We start from the raw sequence: 6,619 nt of genomic DNA, 5'->3' as shown, positions 1-6,619 counted from the left end.
ATGTCCAGGCGGAATCCCAGCGCCTCGTAGAAGGCCTTGGCCCGGTCCACGTCGGAGACGGGCAGCACGGTGACTTCGAGCTTCATGTACATCTGTGGGCTTTTCCTTCTTGTTCCCTGGCCGAAAAGGGCGGGCGCGCGACGCGCCGCCGAACGGCTGATGCGACCTGGACGACGACTGTGATCCAGGCGTGGGCGAGACCGCGTCCGTCCGAATGACGTGGCGTGGCGCAACCGCCTGGTTATGACCGTAACCGATTAGCCCTTAGCGGGCCAAGTTCTCAGGCGGAGGGGAACTTCACACAATGCCCGCACGCTTCGCTGTCACATTCCACGGACTCGCACTCCAGTGCGATTAATGAAGCGTGGTCGCATGACGCATGACGCATGACGCATGACGCATGACGCAGGAGCGGGATGGGGGTGGTGTCGTCGTCAGGAACGGTTACTTCGAGGCCGGGCCGTGCTGGGCGGCCAGTGCCGTCTTCCGCTGCCGGTACGCCCGCATTGACGCGCGGGAGCCGCAGCGCGGGCCGCAGTAGACGGAGTTCTTGTTCCGCGTCCGGTCGAATTCCGCGTCCGGTCGAAAAAGTTGTAGTGACACGGCGTGTGCCGGCAGGCCCGCACCCGGTCCCAGACGCCCGCCTGGGCCAGTTCGGTGGCGTTCGCCGGCACGGTGCCGAACAGTCCGGGGACATCGGTCTGCGCGGGCGCGGGACGCCCGGCCGATGCCATGGTCCACCGGCGGGTGACGGGGTCGTAGACGGCGTAACGGGCAGGTGGCCCCGACACCGCGGGAGTCTGCTCGGGGACGTCGGAGTCCTCTGCGGCCAGCCGTTGGACCGTGTCGTCGAGGTGGGCCAGCAGTTGGTCGGGGCAGCTCCATCGCGGCGTGGGTGTGGACGACGGTGCGGAGCCTGCCCATGCTCGCGGCGGCGTTCAGGCCGTGACCGACCACGTCGCCGACGGCGAGCGCCACGGTCGTGACCATGCCGAGCTTCCTGAACGCCTTGCGCATTGCCTCTCCCCTCAGCGGTGCCCGCAGCTTCGTTCTCCTGAAGCTGCCTGATGTCGGTCGCCGTGCCTCGAACGCCGGATGTGCCGGTCGGTCCTGATGTGCGCAGGGCCGGCCTCCGCAGTCCGTCGATGGGGCGAGCGTGCGCGGCCGGGCTTGCGGAAGCCTTGAAGGAACCTTGAATTCGCTGGTGGTCGCCCCTGCGGGGCGAGCGGGGGCTGCTCGGCCGCTGCCATCGGCCGGGACCTCGGAGCTGTGCGTCACTGGTTTGACAGGTGCCGTGGCGGCATGTTTATGTCGTCACCGCCCCAACAGGTGACGTGGTCGTCCTCGTTGGTCACGTCTGGAGACTGACTTGCTCACGCTGATACTGATCGGACTGGTCGGCGGCTTCGTCACCGCGATCTCGCCGTGCGTCCTGCCCGTCCTGCCCCTGGTCTTCCTCTCCGGCGGCGTGCCCGCCACGCCGGGGGAGACGACCCCGGCCCGCAGACGCAGGCCCTACGCCGTGATGGCGGGACTCGTCCTCAGCTTCAGCCTGATCACCCTGTTCGGCACCCTCGTGCTCGGCGCCCTGCCGCTGCCCAAGGACATCATCCGCTGGGTCGGCCTCGTGGTGCTGCTCCTGCTCGGCGCGGCCATGATGTTCCCGGCGGTACAGGACCTGCTGGAACGGCCGTTCGCCCGGGTCGGACAGCGCCAGGTCGGCGCGCGCAGCGGGTTCCTGCTCGGACTCGCCCTCGGCGCCGTGTACGTACCGTGCGCGGGACCCGTCCTCGCCGCCATCACCGTCGCGGGCGCCACCCAGCGGATCGGGGCCGAAACGGTCGCCCTCGCCGTCGCCTTCGCGGTCGGTACAGCGATCCCGCTGCTGTTCTTCGCCCTCGCCGGGCAGCGCATCACGGAACGGGTGCGCGCGTTCCGCAAGCGGCAGCGGCGCGTCAGGTTCGTCGCCGGACTCACCTTCGTCGTCCTCGCCTTCGGCCTGACCTTCAACCTCACCGACGTGCTCCAGCGTTCCGTCCCCGACTACACGGCCCGCGTCAACAAGGCGATCGCCGGCGCCGACCTCGGGGGCGTGCTGGGCGGCGGCAACGGGGAGCTGCGCCGGTGCGCGGCGCTGCCCTCGACCGCACTGGCCGACTGCGGTCCGGCGCCCGAGGTCTCCGGGATCCAGCAGTGGCTGAACACTCCGGACGGCGCGCCCCTGACCAAGAAGTCGCTGGCTGGCAAGGTCGTCCTGGTCGACTTCTGGGCGTACTCCTGCATCAACTGCCACCGCGCCATCGAGCACGTCAACGCCTGGCACGAGAAGTACGCGTCCCAGGGGCTGGTCGTCATCGGTGTGCACAGCCCCGAGTACGCCTTCGAGCACGAACTCCGCAACGTGCGGGCCGGCGCCGAACGCCTGGGCATCAAGTACCCGATCGCCCTCGACAACGAGTTCACCACCTGGGACAACTTCAGCAACAACGCCTGGCCCACCGAATACCTCATCGACGCCGAAGGACGGGTGCGGCACGTCGCCGTCGGTGAGGGCAACTACGCCGACCGCGAATCCCTCATCCGCCAGCTGCTGACCGACGCGCGCCCCGGCGCCCAACTGCCGCCCGCCACGGACGTACCCGACGACACCCCGACTGTCCGGCTGACGTCCGAGATCGGCCTGGGGGCCGGGCGCACCTACGCGCTCGCGAACGGAAGTCTGTCCGAAGGCACCCACCGCTTCACCTACCCGTCGCAGCTCGTGCCGGGCCAGTTCGCCCTCGACGGCACCTGGAACGTCGGGCGCGAGTCACTGACCAGCGAGGGGAACGCCGGCATCAAGCTGAACTTCTTCGCCCGCGACGTCCACCTCAACGTCGGCGGCAGCGGTACCGTCACCGCGACCGTCGACGGGAAGACCACCACCCACAAGATCTCGGGCGCGCCCAACATCTACCGCCTGGTCACCGGCAGCGCCCCACGCGAGGGCGTTGTCACCGTCACGCTCTCACCGGGGCTGAGCGCCTACTCCTTCACCTTCGGCTGACAGGGGCTGACAGGGCTGTTCGCCCCCGTCGTTCCGTCCACGGTGGTTGGGTTTGCGAGGATCGCAGGCCCACCCACCGTTTTCCTGTGCCGGGGCGGGGCGGGGCGGGGCGGCCGGCCCCGTCACCGGCCGCGACGACACTGACGGGCCCCATCCGTCCAGGGCCTGTCGAGGCCACCCGGAGCAGGACGATCAAGACCTGGGCCTCGGCCAGACTCGGACGCGTGACCAGCACTCACCCCCCGCGTCCTCAGCCGTCGCGCGGACCACTGACCACGCACACCGAGTCGACCTGCAAGGAGTCCTCGACGACCACTGCAGGGAAGCAAACGTTGCGGGCCTTGATGCTGTCCGCAGCGATACGCCTCAGGCTCGGTCAGGGGCTGAGCCGTCAGACGACCTTGGGCCTCTCCCACCCTGCATCGCCCAGCACTGTACCGAAGTAGTAGTTGGGGAGCTTGCGGGTTGCCGACGGCAGGTCAGGGTCCTTGCGGAGGATGTTGCTGTACCCCTTGAACACGGCCATGGTCATGTGGAGGCAGTTGTTCGTGCCCACGTTGTATCCGCGGGACTTGACGCTCCGGTACCAGTCCTGCGCCGTCTTGTGATTGCCGTCCCGTGTGTTCAGGCACCGGTACTGGGTGTAGTAGCGAGAACTCTTGTTGTCGCGGTCGTACACCTTCCTGAAGTGGCCGCGGGCCTGGCCCCATGTGCCGCCCTTGATCCAGCCCTTCAGCGGTCCGTCGCTGATGGAGCCGAACGATCCGTAGATCCAGTGGTCGTACTCGCCGCGCACCTTGATCGCGAACGCCGCGTGCCCGACGCCCTCTGCCCCCCGGGGCGCGACGAAAAAGCATGCGCGTCCCAGGGGCGCCGCTTCGGCGGGTGCCGGGGTGGCGACGGTGAGCAGTGCGGCCGTGCCAGCCAGCGACATGGCCAGACGGGCCAGCGGCTTGGTGAACCTTCTCAATGTGCTTCCTTCCGTGGGGGCTTCAACCCAGGTCATACATGGGAAGGCACAGACCGGTCGCGTGTTCGCGATCAAGTTCACCCGAGCTGGCGATGCCGGTCAAGGGGCTGCCGCTACCGGCAGCCCGATGCATCGCATCCGGGCGGCTCGATCAGCGCATCGGCCTTGAGGATCCGCGAACCGTCCGACACGCACATGTGGCCCGGTTCGCGGCAACCCGCCGCAGCTTGGCCCTCAACTATCCGGCAGGACAGCCGGGCCAGGGTCTCGGCGGTCTCCCTGCCGACGTCGAGCGTGGCGGTGTAGGTGTTACGGGTCAACACGTGAAACCGCTGGAGTTGGGGAACGTGATCTTCGCAGACCTGTTCCTACCAGGGCGTCACCCATATCCGACACCGGGCCACCCGGCGGGAAGCCGCCGCTACCCGCCCGTGATCACGCACCGCAGCTGTCACCACGTCCAGGCCGTTGCCCACATGCACAACCTCGCCCTCGCATCATGACTGCGTGCCGGGCGCCGTGGGTGCTGTGCGGGACTTTCGAACCCCATCCCGCGTACTCGTTGTACTCGTCATGCGCTCGCGGCCTCGTCCGGGTGGAGGGCGTCGAGGATGAGGGCGAGCCCGAAGGCGAACTCGCCGGCGTAGTCGTAGCCGGGCTTGAGGACGTGCTCGGTGGCCAGTTCGGTGAGGTGGGGGTAGGTGTCGGCGGGCATGTCGCGCAGGATGGCACCCGCTACCTCGTCCAGCTCCGCCGCGCCCCTGAACGGCAGGCTCAGCTCCTGGAGCACGAACCCGTACAGATAGCTGTCGATCAGCGAGACGGCGTGCGCGGCCATGGGGACGGAGAACCCTCCGGCGCGCAGCGTTCCGATGACGGCGTCGTGATGGCGCAGGGTCGCCGGGCCGGGCTGGGATCGGGAATCCATGAGGCCGACGGCCCAGGGGTGGCGCAGGAGGACGGCGCGGGCGGATTCCGCGCGGTGGCGCAGGGCACTCTTCCAGTCCGTGCCGCGCGGCGGTAGGTCGATCTCGCCGAACACCGCGTCCACCATGCCGTCGAGGATGTCCTCCCGGCCCGCGACGTGGTGGTAGAGCGACATCGCCTCGACGCCCAGCGGTTCGGCGATGGCCCGCATGGTGAGCGCGGCCGCTCCTTTCTCGTCCGCCACTGCCATCGCCGTGCCGATCACGCGCTCGCGACTGAGCGGAGTGCGCGCCGACGCCCCCCGCCGGCCCGTGTTTCTCTCGCGCATCCAGGCCCTCCTTCTGGCGTCCCTCGGTGCTCCCCTTGACTGCCTTACAGCATAAGGCTACCTTGCCTTACAGCATAAGGTAGGCATCCCGTTGAAAGGGGCCGCGCCATGGGCACGGATCGCGTGAAGAAGGTCTGCATCATCGGGGCCTCGGGGAAGCTCGGGCAGTACATGGTCGGGCACGCGCTGGAGCGCGGCTACGAGGTGGTGGGGGTGTGCCGGGAGCGCAGCGTGCCGAAGCTGGCCGCGTTCGAGGGCCGGATGACCGTCGTCCCCGGAGCCACCAACGACCCGGAGGTGATCCGGCGGGCGGTCGCCGGATGCGACGGCGTGCTGACGGTGCTGGTGCCGTGGGGGGTCCGGCAGTACGCGTCGGGCACCGCGCAGGCGGTGCTCGACCACGCACGGCCGGGCGCGCGCCTGGTCTTCTCCTGCGGCTGGCACATCACGCGCGACGGCAAGGACAGGTACTCACGGCTGTTCACCCTGGGCGTCCGGATCGCCGCCGTGCTGGGCAAGCTCGTCCGCGCTGTCGAGATCGACGACCAGGTCGAGGCGTGCCGACGGGTGTTCGCCAGCGACACCCGGTGGACCGTGGTGCGCGGCAGCTCCCTGGAGGAGGGCGAGAGCCAGGGCCTGCCCGTGTGGAGCCGGCACGTGGGCGACCCGGTACTTGCCGGCAACCTGACGCGGCGGGTGGACTTCGCGCTGTTCATGGTGGAAGCGCTCACCGACGACACGCTCGTCCGGGAAGCCCCGGCGATCGTCGGCTGCCTGACCCCCAGCGCCCTCGCCCACGCCGGGGCGTCGCAGGCCCCCTAGAAGACTGCTGAAAATCTTGTCGAAGGGCTGTCCGGCCGCAGGCCGGGTGGCCCTCTTCGTTATGCGGTGGCCGGGGCAAGGTGCCAGGTGTTGTTCGTCCGGGTGAGTCCCAGGTTGATCAGTCGGCGGAGGTTGAGGGCGGCGGCGCGGTGGTGGAGCCAGATGTTGTTGGCGAGGATGCCGCGGTAGGGGACCCGGCGGTTGCCCTTGGCGACGAGCCAGGCGATGGCGCGTTCGACGGGTGGACGCCATCTGCGGTATTCGTCCTGCCAGACGGGGTCGGTGGCCGCCTGGTGACGGGCTGCGGTGAGCAGTTCGTGCTGGGGGTGGACGTTGAGAGTGCGTCCGGTCCTGGAGGTGGTGCAGCGTCCGCGCAGGGGGCAGTCGGTGCACACGCGCTTGAACTGGGCGGTGCGGGCGCCGTCCGCCTTGACCTGTCCCCGAGTGGTGGACACCTCTGATCCCGGCCCCGGCAGGGGCCGGGTAGGAGGCATCTTTTATGGTGATGAAGGTCTACTCGCCCGAG

7 protein-coding genes and 1 pseudogene are annotated in these 6,619 nt (G+C 69.0%); 2 read left to right on the top strand and 6 right to left on the bottom strand.

All coding sequences use genetic code 11. The features are described 5' to 3' along the window. Both ACGF8A_RS34355 and ACGF8A_RS34350 read right to left on the bottom strand, forming a co-directional pair. Positions 1-92: pseudogene (locus ACGF8A_RS34355) on the bottom strand (glyoxalase); the annotation flags it as partial. A 352-nt stretch (positions 93-444) separates the two neighbouring features. Then, positions 445-990 carry a SpoIIE family protein phosphatase gene (locus ACGF8A_RS34350; RefSeq protein WP_393114736.1) on the bottom strand — a complete coding sequence of 182 codons (546 nt, stop codon included), beginning with the start codon at positions 988-990 and terminating at the stop codon, positions 445-447. A 379-nt stretch (positions 991-1,369) separates the two neighbouring features. Here ACGF8A_RS34350 and ACGF8A_RS34345 point away from each other — a divergent pair, with 379 nt between their 5' ends. Beyond that, positions 1,370-3,046 (top strand): cytochrome c biogenesis protein DipZ, encoded by a 1,677-nt coding sequence (locus ACGF8A_RS34345; protein WP_393114734.1) that lies wholly within the window; start codon positions 1,370-1,372, stop codon positions 3,044-3,046. A gap of 391 nt (positions 3,047-3,437) precedes the next feature. Here the strand turns inward: ACGF8A_RS34345 and ACGF8A_RS34340 are convergent, their stop codons facing one another. From ACGF8A_RS34340 to ACGF8A_RS34330, 3 genes are all read right to left on the bottom strand, one after another. Further along, positions 3,438-4,016, bottom strand: coding sequence for a hypothetical protein (locus ACGF8A_RS34340; protein ID WP_393114732.1), 579 nt, complete (start codon positions 4,014-4,016; stop codon positions 3,438-3,440). Positions 4,017-4,129: 113 nt separating this feature from the next. Beyond that, positions 4,130-4,336, bottom strand: a complete 207-nt coding sequence (locus tag ACGF8A_RS34335) for a hypothetical protein (RefSeq protein ID WP_393114730.1) — start codon at positions 4,334-4,336, stop codon at positions 4,130-4,132. A gap of 251 nt (positions 4,337-4,587) precedes the next feature. Then, positions 4,588-5,271: a TetR/AcrR family transcriptional regulator gene (locus ACGF8A_RS34330; protein WP_393114728.1), complete on the bottom strand. Its 684-nt coding sequence runs from the start codon at positions 5,269-5,271 to the stop codon at positions 4,588-4,590. Positions 5,272-5,379: 108 nt separating this feature from the next. Here ACGF8A_RS34330 and ACGF8A_RS34325 point away from each other — a divergent pair, with 108 nt between their 5' ends. Next, positions 5,380-6,093: an NAD(P)-dependent oxidoreductase gene (locus ACGF8A_RS34325; protein ID WP_122216678.1), complete on the top strand. Its 714-nt coding sequence runs from the start codon at positions 5,380-5,382 to the stop codon at positions 6,091-6,093. Between the two features lie 59 nt (positions 6,094-6,152). On the opposite strand, the gene ACGF8A_RS34320 is transcribed toward ACGF8A_RS34325, so the two are convergent. Further along, positions 6,153-6,548, bottom strand: coding sequence for a transposase (locus ACGF8A_RS34320; RefSeq protein ID WP_393114725.1), 396 nt, complete (start codon positions 6,546-6,548; stop codon positions 6,153-6,155). Between the last annotated feature and the right edge of the window lie 71 nt (positions 6,549-6,619).

Source organism: Streptomyces sp. NPDC047706 (assembly GCF_043204795.1).
Classification (GTDB): Bacteria; Actinomycetota; Actinomycetes; order Streptomycetales; family Streptomycetaceae; genus Streptomyces.
This window is presented reverse-complemented; position numbering and strand designations above follow the sequence as displayed.

Bases quoted from the DNA above. Each gene is read 5' to 3' on its own strand.
- ACGF8A_RS34350 (WP_393114736.1), bottom strand. From the start codon at position 990: ATGGTCACGACCGTGGCGCTCGCCGTCGGCGACGTGGTCGGTCACGGC.
- ACGF8A_RS34330 (WP_393114728.1), bottom strand. From the start codon at position 5,271: ATGCGCGAGAGAAACACGGGCCGGCGGGGGGCGTCGGCGCGCACTCCG.
- ACGF8A_RS34325 (WP_122216678.1), top strand. From the start codon at position 5,380: ATGGGCACGGATCGCGTGAAGAAGGTCTGCATCATCGGGGCCTCGGGG.